The organism is Acinetobacter sp. ABJ_C1_1, from assembly GCF_044684115.1.
GTDB classification, from domain to species: domain Bacteria; phylum Pseudomonadota; class Gammaproteobacteria; order Pseudomonadales; family Moraxellaceae; genus Acinetobacter; species Acinetobacter nosocomialis_A.
In genome coordinates this window covers 76,743-98,028 of the sequence record NZ_JBITPU010000007.1, presented here as the reverse complement: position 1 = coordinate 98,028, position 21,286 = coordinate 76,743, and the positions used below count along the sequence as shown (strand labels likewise).

At 38.4% G+C, this 21,286-nt stretch carries 22 protein-coding genes and 1 pseudogene; 21 read left to right on the top strand and 2 right to left on the bottom strand.

The features are described from left to right. Positions 1–2 precede the first annotated feature (2 nt). The 4 genes and pseudogenes from ACG59Z_RS10400 to ACG59Z_RS10385 all read left to right on the top strand — a co-directional run bounded on the left by ACG59Z_RS10400 (position 3) and on the right by ACG59Z_RS10385 (position 3,694). Positions 3–1,056 (top strand): annotated as a pseudogene (locus ACG59Z_RS10400) (PoNe immunity protein domain-containing protein). Positions 1,057–1,330: 274 nt separating this feature from the next. After that, complete coding sequence (locus ACG59Z_RS10395; RefSeq protein WP_400199194.1) at positions 1,331–1,648, top strand: hypothetical protein; 318 nt, start codon at positions 1,331–1,333, stop codon at positions 1,646–1,648. Between the two features lie 212 nt (positions 1,649–1,860). Next, positions 1,861–2,805 carry a DUF4424 family protein gene (locus tag ACG59Z_RS10390; RefSeq protein ID WP_400199192.1) on the top strand — a complete coding sequence of 315 codons (945 nt, stop codon included), beginning with the start codon at positions 1,861–1,863 and terminating at the stop codon, positions 2,803–2,805. A gap of 91 nt (positions 2,806–2,896) precedes the next feature. Beyond that, positions 2,897–3,694, top strand: coding sequence for an SDR family NAD(P)-dependent oxidoreductase (locus ACG59Z_RS10385; protein WP_400199190.1), 798 nt, complete (start codon positions 2,897–2,899; stop codon positions 3,692–3,694). On the opposite strand, the gene ACG59Z_RS10380 is transcribed toward ACG59Z_RS10385, so the two are convergent. Continuing rightward, a complete protein-coding gene (locus tag ACG59Z_RS10380) occupies positions 3,691–4,293 on the bottom strand; it encodes a DoxX family protein (protein WP_400199189.1) in 603 nt (200 codons plus the stop codon). The genes ACG59Z_RS10385 and ACG59Z_RS10380 overlap by 4 nt on opposite strands. A 164-nt stretch (positions 4,294–4,457) precedes the next feature. Here ACG59Z_RS10380 and ACG59Z_RS10375 point away from each other — a divergent pair, with 164 nt between their 5' ends. The 17 genes from ACG59Z_RS10375 (at position 4,458) to ACG59Z_RS10295 (ending at position 20,569) form a co-directional block, all read left to right on the top strand. Further along, positions 4,458–4,766: a hypothetical protein gene (locus ACG59Z_RS10375; RefSeq protein WP_004709615.1), complete on the top strand. Its 309-nt coding sequence runs from the start codon at positions 4,458–4,460 to the stop codon at positions 4,764–4,766. Between the two features lie 69 nt (positions 4,767–4,835). Then, positions 4,836–5,699 (top strand): DUF692 domain-containing protein, encoded by an 864-nt coding sequence (locus ACG59Z_RS10370; protein ID WP_400199187.1) that lies wholly within the window; start codon positions 4,836–4,838, stop codon positions 5,697–5,699. Continuing rightward, the gene (locus ACG59Z_RS10365; protein ID WP_400199185.1) at positions 5,650–6,411 is read left to right on the top strand and encodes a DUF2063 domain-containing protein; all 762 of its coding nucleotides are present in this window, start codon (positions 5,650–5,652) and stop codon (positions 6,409–6,411) included. Before ACG59Z_RS10370 ends, ACG59Z_RS10365 begins: the two co-directional genes overlap by 50 nt. Then, positions 6,408–7,028: an RNA polymerase factor sigma-70 gene (locus ACG59Z_RS10360; protein ID WP_400199183.1), complete on the top strand. Its 621-nt coding sequence runs from the start codon at positions 6,408–6,410 to the stop codon at positions 7,026–7,028. Before ACG59Z_RS10365 ends, ACG59Z_RS10360 begins: the two co-directional genes overlap by 4 nt. After that, complete coding sequence (locus tag ACG59Z_RS10355) at positions 7,022–7,201, top strand: zf-HC2 domain-containing protein (protein WP_311071727.1); 180 nt, start codon at positions 7,022–7,024, stop codon at positions 7,199–7,201. Before ACG59Z_RS10360 ends, ACG59Z_RS10355 begins: the two co-directional genes overlap by 7 nt. Positions 7,202–7,291: 90 nt before the next feature. Next, a complete protein-coding gene (mumR, locus tag ACG59Z_RS10350; RefSeq protein WP_396482323.1) occupies positions 7,292–8,203 on the top strand; it encodes a LysR family transcriptional regulator MumR in 912 nt (303 codons plus the stop codon). 342 nt (positions 8,204–8,545) lie between these two features. Next, entirely contained in the window at positions 8,546–9,799 is a 1,254-nt protein-coding gene (locus tag ACG59Z_RS10345; protein ID WP_077168285.1) for an NRAMP family divalent metal transporter, read from the top strand. 34 nt (positions 9,800–9,833) lie between these two features. Continuing rightward, positions 9,834–10,598, top strand: a complete 765-nt coding sequence (locus ACG59Z_RS10340) for a LamB/YcsF family protein (RefSeq protein WP_004793259.1) — start codon at positions 9,834–9,836, stop codon at positions 10,596–10,598. 2 nt (positions 10,599–10,600) lie between these two features. Then, positions 10,601–11,416: a putative hydro-lyase gene (locus ACG59Z_RS10335; protein WP_400199177.1), complete on the top strand. Its 816-nt coding sequence runs from the start codon at positions 10,601–10,603 to the stop codon at positions 11,414–11,416. 32 nt (positions 11,417–11,448) lie between these two features. After that, the gene (locus ACG59Z_RS10330; protein ID WP_400199175.1) at positions 11,449–13,035 is read left to right on the top strand and encodes a 5-oxoprolinase/urea amidolyase family protein; all 1,587 of its coding nucleotides are present in this window, start codon (positions 11,449–11,451) and stop codon (positions 13,033–13,035) included. Continuing rightward, positions 13,032–14,750, top strand: a complete 1,719-nt coding sequence (locus ACG59Z_RS10325) for an acetyl/propionyl/methylcrotonyl-CoA carboxylase subunit alpha (RefSeq protein WP_400199173.1) — start codon at positions 13,032–13,034, stop codon at positions 14,748–14,750. Before ACG59Z_RS10330 ends, ACG59Z_RS10325 begins: the two co-directional genes overlap by 4 nt. A 303-nt stretch (positions 14,751–15,053) precedes the next feature. Next, positions 15,054–16,274 carry a chloride channel protein gene (locus tag ACG59Z_RS10320; RefSeq protein ID WP_400199171.1) on the top strand — a complete coding sequence of 407 codons (1,221 nt, stop codon included), beginning with the start codon at positions 15,054–15,056 and terminating at the stop codon, positions 16,272–16,274. Between the two features lie 255 nt (positions 16,275–16,529). Then, positions 16,530–17,474, top strand: coding sequence for a cysteine synthase family protein (locus ACG59Z_RS10315; RefSeq protein ID WP_400199169.1), 945 nt, complete (start codon positions 16,530–16,532; stop codon positions 17,472–17,474). 14 nt (positions 17,475–17,488) lie between these two features. Further along, a complete protein-coding gene (locus ACG59Z_RS10310; protein WP_046813614.1) occupies positions 17,489–18,052 on the top strand; it encodes a phosphoribosyltransferase family protein in 564 nt (187 codons plus the stop codon). Next, positions 18,049–18,702 carry a YggS family pyridoxal phosphate-dependent enzyme gene (locus ACG59Z_RS10305; RefSeq protein WP_400199166.1) on the top strand — a complete coding sequence of 218 codons (654 nt, stop codon included), beginning with the start codon at positions 18,049–18,051 and terminating at the stop codon, positions 18,700–18,702. The genes ACG59Z_RS10310 and ACG59Z_RS10305 overlap by 4 nt, the downstream gene beginning before the upstream one ends. A gap of 23 nt (positions 18,703–18,725) precedes the next feature. Then, positions 18,726–19,349, top strand: a complete 624-nt coding sequence (locus ACG59Z_RS10300) for a LysE family translocator (protein WP_400199164.1) — start codon at positions 18,726–18,728, stop codon at positions 19,347–19,349. Positions 19,350–20,014: 665 nt separating this feature from the next. After that, positions 20,015–20,569: a TetR/AcrR family transcriptional regulator gene (locus tag ACG59Z_RS10295; RefSeq protein ID WP_400199162.1), complete on the top strand. Its 555-nt coding sequence runs from the start codon at positions 20,015–20,017 to the stop codon at positions 20,567–20,569. Positions 20,570–20,622: 53 nt separating this feature from the next. Here ACG59Z_RS10295 and ACG59Z_RS10290 read toward each other — a convergent pair whose 3' ends face one another. Beyond that, positions 20,623–21,054 (bottom strand): SRPBCC family protein, encoded by a 432-nt coding sequence (locus tag ACG59Z_RS10290; protein WP_022574813.1) that lies wholly within the window; start codon positions 21,052–21,054, stop codon positions 20,623–20,625. Positions 21,055–21,286 lie beyond the last annotated feature (232 nt).

Below are 21,286 nucleotides of genomic sequence, written 5' to 3'. Positions count from 1 at the left end.
GAATGTCAATAACAGTCAATGATCAAGAAATAGATTGGCAAAGATGGCTAGAGTTAGAAATACATGGAAATGACGTATATAGAGATTCTTTACTTGATGAAGAAATGTATCATGACCGATTTGATACATTTGTGAATGGATTGTATTCAGTTACTGATGGTTTTAGTAATTATAAGAATGAAAAAAAGTTTGGTGGTTATATTGCAGCAGGTAGAAGAAGAATCATTGATGCTCTAGATTTAATGTCTTTACACTATTCAGCAGGTGGAGATATCAGCTTCATCAAGGAACTTTATCCTTACGTACTTCATTGGATGGAAGAATATGCTGAAACCAGTCATTTATATAATTTAAGCCCTGATGCCGATGGTCGCTATGTGTGGCATATTAGCTTAGGTACAGAAGACTATTGGTTTAGTCTGTTTTAGTTTATTGACAGGTTATGCAGACCAAATGGCACGTATTATGCCGATTATTGACTATGTTGAAGCCACACCAGAAGGGCAAGAGAAAGATGGTTTAATCGAGCGTCTGGTTGCTCCCTTTGTAGCAGACCGCGGCACACCACCAGATGAAGCCAGAAGACATTTACCTTATCGAAAGTTAATTAAGGTGTTTAATGCTGCACCTGAGCAACGCCCCGCTTTAATGCTGCAATATTTAGAAGGTTGGTATGAGGCGAGCCGTAGAGAGCCTTATCATGATCAACATCCACAAACGGATATAAATGACGGTTTCACATATTACGGCTATTGGTCATGGGAAGCTGCAGCGGTGACATGGCTGTTGGGGATAGATGATACCTTATATCGTGAGCATGAGTTCTATCCAAAAGACTTAGTAGATTTTGCGCGTACACTATCAAATGTGGTTCCAAATAAGGAAGAGCCAGAACGTATAAAAGTAAAAGGTGGCGAAGCTTGTGTTAAAACAGGTCATTGGATTACTCCAGCTAAACCAGATACACGACTGTATTTTACGCAAGGTGCCATATTGCCAATACTTTCAGAAATGGACTGGGGTGAAGTGTATTGGTACTGGGATGGTGAGAACTGATTAAATGCCCGAAAGGGCATTTATATAAAACATAATGAAAATATTTAATTTTGAACTAACTTGTTAGGTTTTTTAGTTTCTCTTGAGACACCATGGATGATGCTCGATATCGGAAAATTTGTGGATGAGCAGGGCTTAGGTATAGATACCTCAACTATCAATAAATCTGACAGAATCTAACTTTTTGTATCAAATAAAAGCAGTTATCTTACATCTACTTGAGCACAAACTCTTAAAGTGCTCGTCTTTAGTTAAAATTTTTTAGGTATTTAAAATGAATAAAATGCATGTAACTTTGGCTGTAGTAGTCGGTTTAATTGTTGGTGGTGTAGTGGGTGCTCTAGGTTATTCTAAAACTGCCGCACGTTATGATGCTATGACAACAGCATGTGTAATGGTCAATCAGGCAGTTGAACACGAAATTTTAAAGCCTGAACAAGTAAAAGAGTTAGGTGAGCTTACAGGTCAAACCCTTAAGAAAGATTATGCTTCTGTGGCATCAAAATTTAACTTTTCTGAAAAGCAGTTAGGTAATGCTTCTGAAGGTTCTAATTGTAGCCAGTTTATTGTTGGTGTGAATGCAGCGAAGTAATCACGTGTAAAGCTATAAAAGAATAAATTCGCTTCATTTATTCTTAATTTAAAATGCATCAATCACATTTAAGGGTGGTTGATGCAATCTATTTACCCTATTTTATATTGGTATGGTTTAGAAGAATCAAAAATATTAACAGCACTTAATCTTAAAACAGCTATCATTTAGGTTGATATTTCATAATCAAAAAATGATATAGAGACTTTAAAATGAAAAAGCTTGCAATGACTTTAGCTGTTTTGGTTCCACTCTCAAGCTATAGCTTAGCCAATGACTCGACGGGTTATGTTGGCACAGGTGGCATTCAGTATTTAAAAAACTCACAAGTTGCGATGCAAAGTGAAGATCTATTTATTAGTAAAAAAATCATTAAGGTCGATTATCTATATAAAAATTTAAGTAATAAGGATGTCACTGAAACCGTTTTATTTCCGCTACCACGTGTAGATAACTTTTTTGAAGCTGATTTTGCAGACACAGACGCACTTTTAAAAAGCTTTAAAATTGTAGTAGATGGTAAAAATATAAAACCTGAAATGCATGTCAGAACGTTTATTCAAAAAGATGAAAAATCACCTTTAATTGATGTAACCGATGAGTTTAAGCAATGTGGCTTTACTGAAAAAGACATGCTGAATCCATGGATTCGTAGTAACTATGATTATTTGAATTATCAAGATAAGCTAAACAAATGTAATAAACCACAAATGCAGAAAATTTTAGCTCAATTTGAAAAAGATGATGTGATCCCGTGGTCATCTCAAGTTATTTATAGCTGGAAGCAAACTTTCAAAGCCAATAGTTTGACTAAAATTCATCATGAATATAAACCTTTAGTCGGTGGTTCTGTAGGGCTCACACCAGACGAAGATAGTAAGCAATTTTGCATGGACAAACAATTTAAACAGGGTCTTAAAAAAGCTCAGGCAGAACATTCGCCGTTTAGTGCGTTAGGTTATATTTTGACGACAGGTGCTAACTGGGCAAAACCTATTGAAAACTTTAAGTTAACAATTGAACGTGATAAAGGCGAACTGGTTTCATTTTGTTGGGATGGCAAAGTCAACAAAATTAGTCCGACTCAATTTCAAATGACCAAAACTAAGTTTGTACCAAAACAAGACTTAGACGTTATTTTTGTTCATTTGCCATAAGTTCATACAAACTTTAATCTGTATAAAATTGCATCACTTTTGATTGTGTGTCATAACCTAACCATGGCGCACAATAACAAGAGGATGCCGTATGTTGCTCAAGGGAAAAGTAGCAGTAATTTTTGGAGGCAGCGGTGCAATTGGCACTGCGATTGCGCAGGTTTTCCTTCGTGAAGAAGCACATGTTTATTTATGCGCAAGAGATTTAAATAAACTGCAAAACATTGCGGCACAACTACAAAAATACGAAAGCGCGGTACATACCGTTAATGTTGATGTGCTAGATAGCCAAGCAACCAGTGAGGCAGTTGCTCAAATTGCCCAAGCGACGAATGGCTTAGATACCGTCATTAATGCGACGAGTTTTATTCATAATCAAGGCAAAGAAATTTTAGAATTAAACCTTGATGAGTTTGTAGGGGGAATAAATCCATTTCTAACGGCGCAGTTTAATATCTCTAAAGCTGCGGTGCCTTTTATGGGCGGTGAGCGCGATGGAACCATCATTTCAATTGTGGCACCTTCAGCACGAATGGCGATACCTGGACATTTAGGGCACATTGTGGGCTGTGCTGGTATTGAGGCATTTATTAAAGCGCTTGCCAGTGAGCTAGGCCCTAAGAATATACGGGTACTCGGTGTGCGTTCACATGCAATTATTGATGCTGTTCAAGCGGGCTCTTATACACGCGAATTGTTTGAGTCTAAAGCACAGGCCATGGGGCTCAGCATAGGGCAATGGCTTGAAGGTGCTGCTCAGAGCACCATGCTAAAACGACTACCGACACTTTCACAAGTTGCAGAAACCGTTGCTTTTCTTGCCTCGGAACATGCGAATTCAATGACCGCAACGGTTGTAAACATGACCGCTGGCGCAATAGTTGATTAGCGTAATTTATTTCTAATCCAATAATCTAAACTAAAGTAACGGCCACCTCCAAGTACAAGCAGGGCAAGTAGCATAATCATATAGGTCGCGGCAAATTCAATTCCGTTATTTAAAATAACAAACGAACCGCTCGATGTAAGCCAGTCATAGTTGCCATAGTTCTGTAGGATTTCACGAGCTTTATCTAACTTTTTAGCAGAAGCCAATACTTGCATGTTCGCGAAGGGAGCATGCGGGTCTGCAATTGCTTGCCATCCATTTGGCAGGTGTACCGTAAATATTGCAACTAACATGGTAATAATAAGAGGAATACTAATTAAACGAGTAAATAAACCCAGTGTTAAGAGTATGGCACCTGCCAGTTCAGTTGACGTTGCAAGCACAGCCATTAAATAGGGGAAAGGAAGTCCCAATCCTCCATCTGAACTGCCAAACCATTCTACAATGTCATTGAAGTGCATCAATTTATTTGTACCCGCCATCCAAAATATAGGGACGAGGTACAATCGAATAGCCAATGCGGCAATGCCGTCAATATGTTGTAAAGACTTACCGAGGGTTTGATAATATTGAGATAAGCCATAAATAAAGTTCTTCATGATAATTTCACATCCAATGCGATTGAATAATAATTAGTCGGATGGAAACTGTATTTCTTACATAAAAAATTTTTTTATTTACGGTGTAATAAAAAAGGATTTGGTCCGTCTAACTTTATGTACATGTGTACAAACCGAGAAATTAGCATTAAAGGAATACGAAAATGAACAAACTCAACTCAATGACTTCAGTGGCAGCATTATTAGCACTTTCAGTTGCAGGTGCTACGCAAATGGCTGTAGCAGCAACCAATACGACAACTGAAGTACATGCAACCAAAGCAGCCGATGGTAAATGTGGTGAAGCGAAATGCGGAGCCAATAAAATGAAAAAACATGAAAAATCTGCTGAAGCAAAATGTGGAGCAAATAAAAAAGCAGCAGATGGTAAATGCGGTGCAACTAAAAAAGCAGCGGACGGCAAGTGCGGTGCAGATAAAAAAGTTGCTGATGGCAAGTGTGGCGCCAAGTAAACAATCTAATCATGGATGATGTCGGCCTACTCGTAAGTGTCGGCATCATTTCCAAAAGGAGAAATCACCATGATGGAGTTGACTGGTGTGGGGCTTGGTTTAAGACGTGACTTTATAGATTCGTTTCTAGCTGCAAAAACATATCCAGACTTTATTGAGGTTGCCCCAGAAAATTGGTTAGGTTTTTGTGGTCGACATGCAAAATTACTCGCACAGTGTGCTGAAAAAGCACCGTTAATTTGTCACGGCTTGTCATTATCTATTGGAGGACCACATCCACTTAATCTCGAATTTATAGGTAAAGTAAAAAGCTTTTTAGAACAATACGAAGTGCCAATTTATTCTGAACATTTAAGTTATACAAATGATGGCGGCTATTTATATGATTTGTTGCCCATACCGATGACAGAAGCCGCTGTTAAATATGTGGCTGAACGTATTTTACGTGTGCAAGATATTTTAGGAAAAAGATTAGTCATAGAGAATGTGTCTACTTATTTAATGCCGAATGCCGAAATGAGTGAAGCTGAATTTATCGGTCAAGTGATTCAACATGCAGACTGTGATTTGCTCCTTGATGTAAATAATGTCTATGTCAACAGTATCAATCATGGTAGCGATGCATTTGGATTTATTCAGAAAATGCCAAAAGAACGAATCCGTTATTTACATATTGCTGGGCATGAAAAAGTTCAGAAAAATTTATTAATTGATACGCATGGGGCAGAAGTCTGTGACCGTGTTTGGGAGTTACTGAGATATAGCTATCAAGTATGTGGAGTAAAACCGACTTTATTAGAACGCGACTTTAATATTCCATCATGGGAAGAATTAGAAGAGGAATTGGCCAAAATTAAACTCATTCAACAACAGGAGAGTGGCTATGAAGGGAAATCAAATATCCTTCCAAACCATGCAGCAACAGTTTTGTGACTGGATTCGTGATCCTGATTTGGAACTACCTCAAGCACTTCCTCCTCAAAGAATGCAAATTTATCGGGATTTACTTTTTAATAATGTCAGCTCATTTATTAACTTGGTTTATCCGGTAGCTCGTGCGATGTTGCCAGAATTAAAGTGGCAACAATTGCTCTTAGAGTTTTTTCAAAAAGCTAAAAGCCGCTCACCTTTATACAATGATATCTCTTTAGAGTTTAGAGAGTATTTAACAGAGCAACAGCATCCGATATTACAAGAGTATCCTTGGTTGGCTGAGTTATTACAGTTTGAATGGCTAGAATTATATTTAGACACAGTTGAAATTGAAGATGTTGTTTTACATGAAAATTATGCTTGGCAGTTAACCACGAAGGCATGGGTATTGGTTTATCAATATCCCGTTTATACGTGGACAACTTTAATAACTCCAGAACAGGTCGAGCCTATGCCTGGAGCAATTATGGTTTGGCGAGATGAACAAGACAAAGTATGTATTGAACAGCTTTCCCCTTTATTTGCTATGCTGATTGAACAGTTAACTCAAAATATAGCGTTAACTGACCATGATATTTTCACACTCATTCAATCTGTACTCACTGATTTGTCTGAGCCTAAAATTTATCTGCAAATTCAAGAACTCAAAAACCTCTTAACCCGACTACAATTAATCCAAATTCCCCATGATTTTAAAGAGGTACAAGGATGACTTCAGCCGCGGCATCACGTCATGACGACCTAGGGGATCAACTGCATAACCCAGCCTTTTTACAAGACTTAAGACAGCAAATGATTAAATTTGCTTTTTTACAGTTATCCTCACTTCCGCAAGCTGAGGATGTAGTGCAAGAAGCTTTAACCAGTGCTTTTCAAAATTTAGATTCATTTAAAGGACGGGCTGCGTTCAAAACATGGGTATTCGCAATTTTAAAAAATAAAATTATTGATGTGGTTCGGCAAAAGTCACGCTTGGTCGCCATGTCTGAATTATTTAAAGATGAGGAAAGCGAACTCAGTATCGACGAGTTGTTTGATGCTTCAGGACACTGGCATAAATATGAAGCACCTCAAGCATGGCAAAGCCCAGAAGAAATGATGGAACAGTCAGATTTCTGGATAATTTTTGAAGCTTGTTTAGATCATTTGCCTGCCAAATATGCTCAGGTTTTTATGATGAGAGAAGTGGTAGAACTGAGTTCTAACGAAATTTGTAGCAAGCTGGAGCTATCTATTTCAAACTTTAATGTGTTGATGTATCGAAGTCGTACCCGATTACGCGAATGCTTAGAAAATAAATGGTTATTGAAGGAGGATTGTTCATGTTGACATGTCGACAAGCCACTCAACTATTGTCTGAAAAACAAGATAGACCGCTTTTCTTACGTGAGCAAAGTAGTTTACAACTGCATTTGTTGGCATGCCGATCATGCCGCCGTTATGCAAAACAGATCAAAACAATTAGTCAGCTTTCTAAAGCATTTAAAAATTTGGATGACTAACGTTAGTTAAATATTTATTTTTTGCTGGCCTTAACACGCTAAAAGCTTACATACTATAAAAGTAAAGGAATTTTTAAGACAGGATGAAACGTGAATTTAAAGAATCTTGAAGCATTTTATTGGGTTGTGACTTTAAATAGCTTCAATAAGGCCGCGACTAAATTACAAACGACACAGCCTGCGGTATCTCAAAAAATCACATCTCTTGAAAATGAATTAGGTTTTAAAGTTTTAGATCGAAGCATGCGGCAGTTTAAACTGACCCATAAAGGTATGACCTTATTTAAGTATGCCGAAAAGTTTATGCGCCTAGAAACCGATCTGGTCGCAGAACTGACCGAAAACCAACACCTGACGGGAACCATCCGTTTAGGCGTTTCCGAAACCATTGTATATACGTGGCTCGTTGAATATATTGAAAAAGTTCAACAAGAGTTCCCAAAAATTTCAGTCGAAATTGTGGTTGACCTGACACCTAACTTACAAGAAGGCGTTCGTACAGGTGACTTGGACATGGCGTTTTTACTTGGACCAACGTTGGCTTTTGAGTGTATTGAACAGTCGCTATGTAACTTTGAGCTGAGCTTCTTGGCAGCACCTTCATTTAAAGGTGGAATTGGGCAAATGTCTTTTAAAGCCTTAATGTCGCATACCATTTTAACCTATCCAAAAATTACCTATCCCTATAAAGAATTAAAGGCCAAAATGAAAGAAAAGGGCATTGATGAGCCGCTTTCAATTACCAGTTATTCATTAGCGACTTTATTACGTCTTGCCGAGCAGGGCTTGGGTATTGCAGTCGTACCGACTTTAACGGCGTTAAAGGAAATTACCGATGGTCGGCTGGAAATATTAAATACGCCTATTCGCTTAAAGACCTTTCATTTCACCTCTATTTATATTCATGGCAATGATGTTGCCTTGAAAGAAAAACTGACAGAAGTTGCTGTAAAAGTGTCGGCAAGTGCCATGAAAAGACTCAATGAGCAAATCAAAAAATAAGCAGGATTGATGATCTTTTCATCTCATTTTTCTTATCTAAATTACTGCTGCTTGTATGCAAAGTCATAAAAGCAGCTTATATAGTTTGATAAGTAAAATTTATCCTGACTTTTAATAAAATTAAAAAATAATAAAAATCAAAAACTTAAAAATTTTAATTTATGTAAAAAGTCTTATTGTTCGTAGGGATTAGCTATGTTTTTATTTGAGATACAAGATTTGATCACCGATTAAGTTGATTGGGGAATAGGGAATCTTTGTCATTTTAAAGGATTAAAGAATATCGTTTGGGACGAAAAATGGTGTTCTTGGTTCAACTTGAAATAGCGTTGTTAAGCTCAAATGGATGAGGAACGCATTAATATGTCTTTACTGAAATCTTCTTTTTTATCAGATCGCCAATGGGCCATTGTTGCCTCAATCTTTATGATGGCGACCTCTGCAATGGGGCCAGGATTTTTAACCCAAACTGCTGTATTTACAGTGAAGTTAGGTGCTGCATTTGGCTTTGCAATTTTAGTTTCCATTCTGATTGATTATGTTGTTCAACAAAACATTTGGCGAGTGGTGACACTTACTCAAATGCGTGCATCGGATATTGCCAATAAAGCATTACCGGGTAGTGGTTATTTACTGGCGTTTCTGGTGATTTTGGGCGGTTTTTTCTTTAGTGTGGGTAACATTGCAGGTGCAGCCTTAGGTTTAAATGCACTTTTTGGCCTAGACACAAAGTGGGGCGGTATTTTAAGTGGTGCCTTAGCGATTTTGATTTTTGCATCAAGAAAAGCAACGCTTGCCATGGATAAAAGCATGATCGTGTTGGGATTGCTTAAAATTCTCCTGATTATTATTGTTGCCGTTATTGTAATGCCTCCAGTTGGTCAAGCTGTACATCAAACCTTTGCTCCAGATCATATCGACTTTGCCATTATTACGACCATTGTTGGTGGTACGGTTGGTGGCTACATCTGCTATGCAGGTGCACACCGGTTACTCGATAAAGGCGCGGTTGGCCCTGAAAATATTGATGAAGTTGCAAAAGCTGCGACCAAGGGCATTGTTGTCGTTGGTATCATGCGTTATGTGCTGTTTTTAGCGTTTTTAGGTGTGGTGGTGAGCGGTGCAACAATTGATTTAGCCAGCCATGACGCCAATCCAGCAGCTCAAGCATTCCAATATGCAGCGGGTACATTTGGTTTTAAATTATTTGGTTTAATTTTCTGGGCAGCGGGTATTAGTAGTACTATCGGTGCAGCATATACTTCAGTGTCATTCTTTACTGCGTTTAAAAAGAACTTAACACCAAAACAAACCAACTATACGACCATTACCTTTATCGCATTGGCTTTATTGCTCTATGTGTTATTGGGTGCAACTCCAGCGGGTCTACTCATTTTTGTAGGTGGTTTTAACGGTTTGGTGTTGCCAATTGGTCTTACAATTTTTGTGTATGTTGCTGCATGCCGTAAAGATTTAATGGGTAATTATAACTATCCAAAATGGTTGCTTATTTTGGGTGGGTTAACATGTCTGTTGACATGGTGGATGGGCTATATGTCATTTACGACAGTATTTAACTATTTGACCAAGCTTTAAGCCAGACTTTGTTAAGTGATAAAGGAATAATGCCATGTTTGTAGATTTAAATAGTGATTTGGGTGAAAGCTTTGGCTCATGGAAAATGGGTAATGATGATCAGATTTTACCAGTCGTGACCAGTGCAAATATTGCTTGTGGCTTCCATGCTGGCGATCCACTCGGCATTTTAAAAACGGTTCGTAAAGCAGTGGAGCTTGGTGTGACCGTTGGTGCTCATGTGTCTTATCCAGACCTTGTTGGTTTTGGCCGCCGTAATATGGATTTGTCGCGTGACGAGCTGATTGCCGATGTGCTTTATCAAATTTCTGCACTCGATGGCTTGGCGAAAGTGGCGGGCTCAAAAGTGCAATACGTTAAACCACATGGCGCGCTTTATAACACCATTGCACATGACCAAGCTCAAGCAGCCGCAGTGATTGATGCCATTAAAATGTATAACCCTGAACTGGTTTTAGTGGCTTTGGCTGGGTCAAACTTAGTCGAGCAGGCACGAGCTGCTGGTTTAAAAGTGGTATCTGAGGCATTTGCAGACCGAGCTTATAACAGCGATGGTTCATTGGTTTCCCGCCGTCTAGAAGGTGCGGTTTTACACGACTCGGCATTTGTTGCGAGTCGTGTGGTGTCAATGCTTAAAAATGGTGGTGTCGAGTCAATTGATGGCGTATTTACCCCAATTCAAGCCGACACTATTTGCTTACATGGCGATACTGACGGTGCATTAGAAATGTCAGCAGCCATTAAAGCCGAGCTTGTAAAAAACAATATTGAAATCCGCCCGTTTGTAAACAAAGCATAAGGATGAGCACCATGTATAAGGATATTAAAGTCGACCCAGCTCAGCTTGAAGCCGCTTTAGATGCGCGTTTAAAAATCCGTGCAGGTTTTGATAAACCGACCGCAGGCATGGCCGCGGGCATGACGCAGGTCAACATGATTTCGGTGCCAAAAGAGTGGGCATATGACTTTTTACTCTATGCACACCGTAATCCGCAAAGCTGTCCAGTGCTTGATGTGCTCGAAGAAGGTATCTATGCAACTAAGCTTGCAGCAGACTCAGACATCCGAACCGACTTCCCGCGTTATCGCATTTGGAAAGATGGCGAACTGGTCGATGAAGTGACCGATGCGAGCGAGATTTACAACGCCCATCCTGATTTGGTGACTTTCTTAATTGGCTGTAGTTTTTCGTTTGAAACGGCTTTGCAAGAAGCAGGTATTGAAGTTCGCCATATTCATGACGATACCAATGTACCGATGTATCTGAGCAATATTCAGTGCCAGTCAGCAGGGCGTATTTCTGGAAATATGGTGGTTTCCATGCGACCAATTCCATCGCATCAAATTAGTGAAGCGGTAAAAATTACCGCACGTATGCCAAGTGTACATGGTGCACCTGTACATATTGGTCACCCTGAAAGCTTAGGAATTTCGGATGTAAATAAGCCAGACTTTGGTGATGCTTCTCGTATTGAAGCAGGTGAAATTCCAGTGTTTTGGGCGTGTGGAGTAACACCGCAAGCCGCAGTGATGAACTCAAAAATTCCTTTTGCGATTAGTCATGCACCGGGTCACATGTTTATTACCGACATTCCTGACCGCGCTTGGATTGGCTAATTGGACTAAAGAAGAATTAAAAGGATAAGCAAATGCGTTTTTTATCGGTAAACGTCGACTGTTTTCTGATTGAGCTTGCGAGCCTAGAGGAAACTTTGGCGTTGTACAATAAATTGCAAAATACGCAATTGAATGGAATTAAAGACTTAGTCCCTGCTGCAAAAACAATTTTGGTTTTTTTTAACGAGATCGAAACCAACTTTAAAACGCTGGTTGCTTCAATTCAGGGCCTCAAAGTTGATTCTGGATTTGAGCGTAGCAGCCAAGAAGTGATTGTGCCGATTCGTTACGACGGTGAAGACCTTGCGCAAGTTGCCGAGCTACAAGGGCTGTCTGTTGCCGATGTGATTAGAAAACATCACCAAAGCGTGTGGAATGTGGCTTTTATTGGTTTTGCACCGGGCTTTGCTTATATGAGTAGTCCCGATAAGCCTTTTACCGATATTCCGCGTTTAACGGTTCCGCGTAAAAAAATACCGTCAGGCTCGTTGGGCTTGGCTGGGAAATACTCTGGTATTTATCCAAAAGACAGTCCGGGTGGCTGGCAGCTGATTGGAACCACATCGGAAAAAATGTGGGATTTAGAGCGTAAAAATCCTGCTTTGCTGTTACCGGGCATGACCGTTCATTTTGAAGATGTCACGCATAGCCCAACCACTGTGACTGTACCGAAGCAAATCACGCGTACAGTTGAGCCGAAAAAATCTCTGCCACTGTTTACGATCACTGCGCCAAGTTTACAGATGCTCATTCAAGATGAAGGGCGCTTAAACCAGACCAATATTGGTGTTGGGGTTGCAGGTGCAATGGATTTGTCTGCCATGCATAGTGCTAACCGTATTGTGGGTAACCCAACCGCTACACCCGTCATTGAAGTTTTAAATGGCGGCCTAAAAGCCAAAATGCAACATGCAGGTGTTATTGCAGTTGCAGGTGCTATTTCAAACATTCGTGTGAAATTTGCTGTTGGTCAAACCGCAGACTTTGCAAGCTATCAACCGATTGATTTGGATGAAGGTGATGAATTTCAAATTCAGCCACCAACAGCAGGTTTAAGAAACTATCTGGCCGTTCGCGGTGGTATAGACGTTGAACCAGTACTCAATAGTGCCTCATTTGACAGCTTGGCGGTGTTAGGGCCAGAACCTTTAAAGCTTGGAGATACCATTTATCAAGGACAGGTTCAAGCAGCCAACATTAGCCTAAATGAAGTGGCCAAAAGCGATTTGCCAAAAGCTCGTGAAGTGGTTGAGCTAGATATTGTGATGGGGCCGCGTACAGACTGGTTTGAACGAGACAGTATTGAACTGCTCTGTCAGCAAGAATGGCTGGTAACCAATGAAAGCAACCGCGTCGGGCTAAGACTTTCAGGTGCACAGCCTCTAACTCGCAAAATTACTTACGAGTTGGAAAGTGAAGGTACATGCATTGGTGCTTTACAGATTCCACCGAGCGGGCAACCCGTTTTGTTTATGAATGATCATCCTTTAACGGGCGGATATCCGGTCATTGGCTCTGTTGCTAAACACCATTGGGACTTGGTGGCACAGATTCCAGCAGGTTGTCGCATCAAATTTAAAAAAATTGCCGAATTTACAGATTTTGAGAATGAAAGATGAATACAGAAAAATTATTGATTGCTAACCGTGGTGAAATTGCCGTTCGTATTATTCATGCTTGCCGTGACATGGGCATCTCATCGATCGCGTTATATGCAGATGACGATATTGGCAGCATGCATGTCGAACTTGCAGATGAAGCATGGAGCTTAGCTGGTGCGACTGCCAGTGAAACCTATTTAAATATTCCTGCTATTATCGAAGTTGCAAAGAAATCGAAAGCGACTATGGTGCATCCTGGTTACGGCTTTTTATCTGAGCGTGCTGAGTTTGCTCAAGCTGTGATTGATGCGGGTTTAAAATGGGTCGGGCCATCACCAAGTGCCATTGAAAAACTAGGCGATAAAATCGAAGCACGTAAAATTGCTGCTTCGGTCGGTGCGCCGTTAGTTCAGGGTACACAAGACCCACTTAATAATGCAGAGGAAGCTTTAGAGTTTGCCAAGCAATATGGTTTACCGATTGCCATTAAAGCGGCGTTTGGTGGCGGTGGCCGCGGCTTAAAAGTTGCGTGGAAACTCGAAGAAGTTCAAGAGCTTTATGAGTCGGCAGTACGAGAGGCAAAAGCTGCCTTTGGCCGTGGTGAATGTTTTGTCGAGCAATATCTCGATAAACCGCGCCATGTAGAAGCGCAAGTGATTGCCGACCAACATGGCAACATTGTCGTGCTTGGTACACGTGATTGCTCGTTGCAACGCCGTAACCAAAAGTTAGTCGAAGAAGCGCCAGCGCCATTTGTTAGCGATGAGATTTACCAGCAAATTTTAACCTCGGCAAAAAACATTTGTCAGGCTGCAAACTATGTAGGTGCAGGAACAGTTGAATATTTACTGAGTCGTGACGGTAAGCTTTCATTTTTAGAAGTAAATACACGTTTGCAAGTTGAGCACCCAGTTACCGAAGAAACATCAAAAGTCGATTTGGTGGTTGAGCAAATTCGTGTTGCGCAAGGTGAAGTGCTTTCTATTAAAGAAACACCAAAAGCCCAAGGCCACGCCATTGAGTTTCGTATTAATGCCGAAGACCCAGCACGTGGGTTTATTCCAGCCTTTGGCGTGTTGAGTTTGTTTGAAGCGCCGTTTGGTAACGGTGTACGCGTGGACACTGGTGTTCGTACTGGATCATTAGTGTCTAGTCACTTTGACTCACTCATGGCAAAGCTGATTGTCACTGGTCCAACCCGTGAAGTTGCAATTGCTCGCGCTAAACGTGCCTTGAAGCAATTTAAAATTGAAGGTGTGGCATCAGTTTTAGACTTTCACCGTGCAGTACTCAATGAACCTGACTTTACCGAAGAATTTAATGTACATACGCGTTGGATCGAAAATGATTTTAAACAAGAGTTAAAGCCGACTAAACGTGGTATTCCAAACCATCAACAACCGATGTTGCTCAGCTACATTGAAATTGATGGTAAGTTACACCGTTTAGGTTTACCAGCAGGAATGTTTGCACAAGGACCAGCAACCGCCGTTCAAGCCCAAACGGCCGAGCCAGAAGTAAGTGCTGAGCATTTACTTGCCCCAATTAATGGTGTGATTAGCACTTGGAAAGTTGAAAATGGTGAGCAGGTGACGGAAGGCCAAGTGGTTGCCATTATGGAAGCCATGAAAATGGAAGTGCAGGTAGTGGCGCACCGTAGTGGCGTTATTCAGTTTAGTGCAGAGAAGGGCGCGACCTGCCATGCAGAAACTGTGATTGCGACTATTAATTAATATTTAAATAGGTCATTTGGCTTGATAATGCTTGTAATTTGATCAGGTCAAATCGAATGCTTATTAATTAACTCAATCAGGCATTTTTCAGGTTTTCATTAACCATTTACACCTTGAAAGCGTGTACGGGTTATGAGATATTTGTCACAGATTGGTGGTATAAATATTGATCACTGTATTTGAAGCTCGCTTATGCGAGCTTTAATTTTTAGCCCAGTTTAAGCATTTCTCACTTAATGAGCTGGCAGCATAAAAATAATTTGAGAATTTGGCACTCACTCAAAGGCGAATTGAAGAAAGCGAATGAAAATTCTACCTTCATCTGAATATGATCAAATTCTAAAATACAGTGTCTATTGGCTCGTTATCTCGATTGTGATTGGAGTCGTAGCGGGGTTGGCATCGACTTTAATTTTTGTCGCTTTTGATATTTCAAACAAAGTCCGAAGTTTGCATCATTGGTTGATCTACTTTTTGCCTTTTGTGGGTTTTGGTATTGGTTACCTCATTAAAAAATATGGTTCGCCGATTGAACGGGGAACACATTTACTCCTAGATGAAATTCACCAGCCCAAGTCGTTTATTCCAAAACGAATGAGTCCTATCATTTTTATCACCTCAATTTTAACGCAGTTGTTTGGTGGTTCGGCAGGGCGTGAGGCACCAGCCGTACAGCTTTCAGGTGCCTTAATTGACCACTTGAGCCATATTTTAAAAATCTCGGAAGATAACCGCAAAATCTGTTTAATCGCCAGTATTGGTGCAGGCTTTGCAGGGGTGTTTGGCTTGCCTTTGGCAGGGGCAATTTATGGTTTAGAAATTACCGCTTTAGGTAATTTAAGATACTCAGCTATTTTCCCGTGTTTTGTGTCGGCGCTTATTGCATCGACCATCCCTGAACTATTCGATATTGTTCACCCGCACATCTACTATGTCATTAGTGAGTTTCCAGCCATTCATTTTGGCACGCTCATGAGCTTAATTGCGGCAGGGTTAGTCTTTGGTTTAGCTGCGCGTTTCTTTATTGCTGCCATTCACTTGGCAAGTGATCTCTTTTATAAATACATCCGCTATTTGCCATTAAGAACCATGGTCGGCGGTATTGTCATTATGCTACTGACGTTGTTCACTGCGCATCAGCAGTACAACGGTTTAGGTACAGATAAAATCATTGCATCTTTTTATGTACCGATTGAATTTTACGACTTTTTTAACAAGACTGTTTTTACTGCCATTACTTTAGGGTCGGGTTTTAAAGGTGGCGAAATTACGCCGTTGTTCTATGTGGGTGCAACATTAGGGAATGCTTTAGGAGCGGTTTTAAACCTACCACTTTCATTGCTTGCAGGCTTAGGGTTAGTCAGTTTGTTTTCTGGGGCGAGTAAGGCACCGTTAACGTCTATTATTTTAGCGATTGAACTATTTGGAATGAATGTTGCCACTTACGCCATTATTACTTGTTTATTGGCAGCGCTATTTTCAGGGGATTGTGGGTTGTATCGCCGTAAAAAGTTGATGGATTAGTAAAAACTCTTAGACATATTGGAGTCTAATTAATAAAACTTCATATATTATAATGGCTTATATTAATAATATTTTTAAATCTAAACTTATCTTCATGTCTTGTATCTATATATTTTATAAAAATATATAGACAGGTCTGTATTTTTTATCTAGTATTTGATCAGTTTTGAAACAATTATCTATTTTTATAAATATTGTTTATAAAACCTTAAAAAACAAGCAATAGAATTTAACAAATGTTAAAAAGAGCTAAAAATGAATTTAAACAAAATTGGAAACACTGAGCTTAAACAGTTGACTTCTTTATCTAAGAATGGGAATCAAATTTTTTCAAAATTTGAATTGAGTAATCCTACAGGTAGCCATAAAGATAGGACATTTCTTCATATTATTGAGACATTAGAAAAGGAAAAACTCATAAAACCAGGGATGACTTTAGTCGATTGTTCTACGGGTAATGGTGGGGCTGCATTAGCATGGATTGGACGAGAAAAGGGCTATAAAGTTGTTATATGTATGCCTGAGGGAATGACGCAAGAGCGGATTGATCAAATCAATAATTTCGGTGCAGAAATTATATTTACAGAAAAAGAAAAGTTTTTAAATGGGAGTGTTGAAGCTGCACGAAAATACGTTGAATTGAATAGAAATACATATTTCCTTGATCAAGCTTCAAGTCTATTAAATAAAAATGCATGGCACAAATGTGGTGATGAAATAACTCATCAATTAAAGGAGTTGAAAATTACTCCAGATTATTTTGTTTGTTCAATTGGAACAGGAGGAACTTTTTCAGGTATCGCAGAAAGATTAAAAGAGAATTTTCCTAATATAAAAACTATTGGCATAGAAGTTGATAAGTCTGCTCCAATATATGCGATGAAAAATGGTTTAAAATTTACGCATTCTCCACATAACTTAATGGGATTAGGAGCTGGTATATTATCAGCAAATACTAGTCTCGATGTTATTGATGCTATTACAACTGTTAATGGTCATGAAGCTTGGAATAGAATGAAAAGCTTTATAGAAAGTGATCAAATTGGTATAGGTCCAACTTGTGGAGCAAATTTATTAGTTTGTGAATCTTTGATGAATAATATAAATAATAAAACAATAGTTACTTTATTTTTTGATAATGCGTGGAAATATAAAAGTAGATGGGACGGTGTATACCCTGAATATCAAGATAAAAAATAATTAAGGAGATAAAAATGTTGTTAGAAGAAATTTATAGAAACGCACGTGTAGTAAACTCAGGAAAAACACTTACAACAGTTAATGAATTTACTGATCAGTTACCAGCGTTAAGACCCAAGGTCTTAATCGAAGTTGCTTATGCAATTTTAGAACATCTAGATTGTGATTTTGATAAAATTGTTACAGAAGAGGATAAGGGAGCACCATTAGCAACCACTATCTCTTTATTAACTGGTAAACCTCTTGCAATGGCACGATGGTATCCTTATAGCCTTACAGAACTTAATAATAATGTGGTGGATATTAAATCTGAATATTTTGAAGGAAAAATGTATTTAAATGGTATAGATAAGGGTGATAGAGTAGTTATTATTGATGATACTTTAAGTACAGGAGGAGCTGTAATTGCCCTTGCTGAAGCATTAAAAACAGCAGGAAGTACTATTGAAAAAGTCATATGTGCAATTGAAAAAGTTCAAAATAAGGGTAAAGAAAAAGTAAAAGAAATTACAGGATTAGACGTGACCTCAATTATGAAAATTGAAGTATTTCCTGAAGAGGTAAAAGTTGTAAAATGAACTCAATAATATTAGATAATTTCAATAAGATTATTAATGATATTCACCAGTTAAACTCTTCTACACAATTGGTTGCAGTTTCTAAATTTCAACCGGTAGAAAAAATTTTACCTCTTTTAGAACATGGGCACCGCATATTTGGTGAAAGTAGAGTAGAGGAGGCCTATGAAAAATGGTCCTTGCTGAAAGATAAATATACTGATCTAGAATTACATTTTATTGGTGGTATTCAGTCAAAAAAAATTAAGAAAATAGTTAATTTTTTTGATGTGATAGAATCAGTAGACAGCGTTAATACGCTAAATAAAATTATAAAATATGCAACAGAAGTGCAAAAGATAGTAAGGATTTTTATTCAAATTAATATAGGAAATGAATTGCAGAAAAGTGGTGTTGATTTAAGCGATCTAAATGATTTATTTCAAAAAGCTATTACTAGTAGAAGTATTAAACTAGAAGGATTTATGTGTATTCCGCCTAATACTAAAGAAGTAGAGCCTTATTTTTTAAAAATGAAGGAATTAAAGTCTTTATATGAAATAGAAAATTTAAGTATGGGAATGAGTAATGACTATAAAAAGGCTATACCGATAGGGGCCAACTATATTCGTATAGGTAGCTCTCTATTCGGAGTTAGAGATTACTCTTAAATAAACTGCATTAAGGATGAATAATGGTTTCAATTGAATTACTTATAACTTTTGTTATAACTACATTAATTTTTGCCTATATGCCTGGACCGGCTATGCTTTATACAGCAGCTCAGACTATTTCTAAAGGGAAAAGAGCTGGGTTAATGGCATCATTAGGAATTTTTATTGGTGGATGTTTTCATATAATTGCAGCTTCAATTGGATTAACTGCAATTTTAAAAACAACACCTATGCTCTATGATGTAATTAAAATATTAGGTGCTGGATATTTAATTTGGCTCGGAATTAAGCTAATAAGATCAAAGCTGCAAGGTAATTTAGAAATTGATTTGCATGCTCCTGAAGTTTCATTTAGACAAAGTATCTTAGTAGAGGTTTTTAACCCAAAAACTGCAATATTTTATATTTCTTTTTTACCTCAATTTATAAATACTACTTCTGGATTTTCTGTGTGGCTACAATTCATAATATTAGGTTTTTTTGTGAATTTAGCTTTTGTTTCTGCAGATATAGTATGTGTTTTTTTAGCAAACTATATCTTAAAAAGATTTAAGAAATCTGAAAATACACAAAAGGTCATGTCTCTAATGGGCGGATCAATTTTTATAGGATTAGGTTTATTCTTAGCATTTAATACACATTAAGAGTTAACTTGATAGTTATACTTAGATTTAATTGAAATTCATGATTAAAAAAGCCATTACTAAACCGTAATGGCTTTTTTATTCCCCAACCGCTCTACTTTAATACAATTGTCATTTCCTACGCTTGACGATAACAAAAGCGAATACTATCCTTTGCGGGCTAGCCTACATTGCTAGCGGGTTTTAGCAGACCCTATTTAACAAAGACGATATTCGAAACCTAGTTTTGTGTATCGTGAACTCGTTCGCCCCCTTTTTCTCTACGGTAGGGCGGAAGGGGGACACCTTTGGGTGTGCTGGTTTCTTTGTTGCCAGTCTGCTAACCCTCTTTCGTCCTGCCACCATCATTTAGCAGTGATCGGTAGGATTTCTTTTGTTAACAAAGGAGTCCGCTATGCGTACTAATTCTTCTCATTTATTGGCCTTTGCCAAAATCTCTTTATTTATACCGTTTAAATACTTTCTAAATCGGTTTAATCGACTCTAGGTTTTCTACACCTTAAGAATCGTTACGACTCAAAAATCAAAGCAACAATAAACCTGAGATAGGCGAGCACACCTTTATTGTGCCGCTTTTGCATGCCTGTTTTTAGCACTCATTTTAAGAGTGACGGCATTTCTATCTCTTTTATATACAACAAAAAATTATTTTAAACGGTACAACTATGTCACCTTTAGTACTTTCTACACGTGCTTTAAAAGTTGTGAATAAAGCAATTGATTTATTTCACCATCACGGATTCCATTTAGTAGGTGTCGATAGAATTATCAAAGAGTCAGAAATTACAAAAATGACTTTTTATCATCACTTCCAGTCCAAAGCGCGTTTTATCGAAATATGCCTACTCGTGCAAAAAGAACGGCTACAAGACAAAGTCATTGCAATGGTGGAATATGACCAAGACTCAAGCGTGAGAGACAAACTCAACAAATTGTATTATTTACATACTGACTTAGAAGGGCAGTATTACCTGTTATTTAAAGCCATTTTTGAAACTAAAAATACCTACTCCAACGCCTACCAAATTGCCATTCGATATAGAACTTGGCTGACCAATGAAATCTATAATCAGCTTAGATTCATAAAATCAGATGTTTCATTTCACGATGCCAAATTACTTTTACATATAATTGAAGGAACCATTATTCAAAGGCTCAGCGATAACCATATAGATGAGCGGGATAAGCAATTCACATATTTTATAGCGATGTTTTCGTAGAAATATTTAAAAAAATAAAAGCCCGTAATAGGGCTTTTATTTAATAGGGAGGGTTAAAACTTAAGTTTTTTAAGACCACGACTCACGCCATTTTGTAGAGCAGCTTTAATAATCGGGCCAATAAAAGGAACGCGACCTTTAAAGCTAATGGTGTAATTCAAACGAGTTCGGTTATTTCCCAAGTCAGTAAATTGCATCACACCGCGATGCGCCTTAATTGGACTAATGCCGCTTGTAATCGCGTACTCGATCAGTTCATTTTCTTTATAGACTAAATTTGTTTCAACAAATGAAGGTGTAAACGGAATAGACATCTTGCGGGCAGAGCCAACACCATTACGCGCATCCTTTCCATTACTAATACGAGTGACTTTAGCAGGGGCAAAAAGTTTGCTTAGGTTTTCATGTTCACTCAAGGCTGCAAAGACCTTGTCTATAGGTGCATCAAATTCTTGTACGATGTTGATTTTTTGAGTTTTTAACATCTTGTTCCCTCTAAAGTAAATTTGACATGGGTAATTGTCAGAATTTGGATATTAGCACGCTTTTCACTAGGGTGGAATTCTAGTTCGTCAGACTGATTTCATCTCTATATTGCACATTTTAGGGCAGAGCGAGGGCTTCATTTATTTGTATTTGAGTAATATGTCTTACGTGAAAAATAACAATCGTTGCAAACGGTAAAGAAAGCCTCCTCATAATCAAATGACATGAAAG